The sequence below is a fragment of the Myxococcus eversor genome (assembly GCF_010894455.1).
Taxonomy (GTDB): Bacteria; Myxococcota; Myxococcia; order Myxococcales; family Myxococcaceae; genus Myxococcus; species Myxococcus eversor.
The window spans coordinates 1-1245 of record NZ_JAAIXY010000075.1 but is presented as its reverse complement, the minus strand read 5'-3'; the positions used below and the strand labels follow the sequence as shown (position 1 = coordinate 1245).

1 protein-coding gene is annotated in these 1245 nt (G+C 63.1%); it reads right to left on the bottom strand.

Annotated elements, in window-relative coordinates; genetic code table 11:
* Positions 1-31: 31 nt before the first annotated feature.
* Positions 32-1191, bottom strand: a protein-coding gene (locus tag G4D83_RS45190; protein WP_163871161.1) for an IS3 family transposase whose coding sequence is annotated in 2 segments (ribosomal slippage) — positions 32-912 and positions 912-1191 — 1161 coding nt in all. Because the reading frame shifts where the segments join, the coding sequence is not laid out codon by codon here.
* Positions 1192-1245 lie beyond the last annotated feature (54 nt).

The following is a 1245-nucleotide window of genomic DNA, read 5'->3' as shown; positions in this document are numbered from 1 at the left end:
TGGGCGTGATCCGGTTCGGTGGACAGGTTGACTACGCCGCTGCTCTTTCGAACTCAGCCGGCGCAGCGTAGCCGATTGCCGAGTGCATGCGTTGCTGGTTGTAGAAGACCTCGATGTAGTCGAACAGCTTCACCCTCGCGTCGTTGGCGCTCTCGAAGAATTCTCCCAACTCATTCTTGAGCGTGCTGAACCAGCTCTCCATCGCCGCGTTGTCGTAGCAGTTGCCGCGCCGGCTCATGCTGCAGACGATTCCGTGTCGCTCCAGAGCGTTCCGGTAGTCCTCACTGGCGTAGGTGCTCCCCTGGTCCGTGTGGTGCAAGAGCCCCTCGGCCGGACATCGACGGCGCAGCGCCATGTCCAGCGCCTTGAGCGTCAGGTGCCTGTCGTTCATCGCGCTGAGCGCCCAGCCCACGACGAAGCGCGAATAGAGGTCGACGATGGCCGCCAGGTAGAGTTTGCCTCCCGCGGTGGACAGCTCGGTGGTATCTCCCACCCAGCGCTCATTCGGGCGGTGCGCCGTGAATCGCCTGTCGAGCAGATTGTCCGCCACTGGCTGCTGATGCTCGCTCATCGTTGTGCCTCGGTAGCGTCGACGCATCCGGCCCACCAACGACTCCTCACGCATGAGACGGATGACGCGATTGCGGCCAACGTGCACTCCCTGGTTCCGCAAGGCGCGGTGGATGCGCGGGCTGCCGTAGGTACAGCGCCCTTTCTGGTGAGCTTCGTGCACCAGCACCTTCAACTGAGCGTCCTGCCTCTGTCGCGCGCTCGGAGGCCTACGGGTCCACGCGTAGAAGCCCGAACGTGACACCTGCAGCATGCGGCACATCTTGCTGATGGAGAAGCAGGCCTGCTCCGCACGGATGAACTCAAACTTCACCCGTTCTCCTTCGCGGTGTAGGCCACCCATTTTTTTAGCAGCGCTCGCTCCATTTCCAGCTCGCGCACCTGCTTGCGTAGCTTCGTGAGCTCCTGCCGCTCCCCGCTCGTCAGCGCTCCGGGCTTGCCCTGGCCCTTGTCCGCACGCGCCTGGTCCACCCACATCCTCAGCGCCGACATCGTCAGGTCCAAGTCTCTCGCCACCTGGGACGTTGTCTTTCCCTCTTCCAGCACCAGCCTCACCGCCCCGGCCTTGAACTCCTCCGTGTAGCTACGCCGGGGACGTCGTGGCTTCTTCACTTCCGTCATGTTGGACACCGTACCTGCCTCTTCCTTGGTGTCCACTGAAGCGGATCAAGCCCA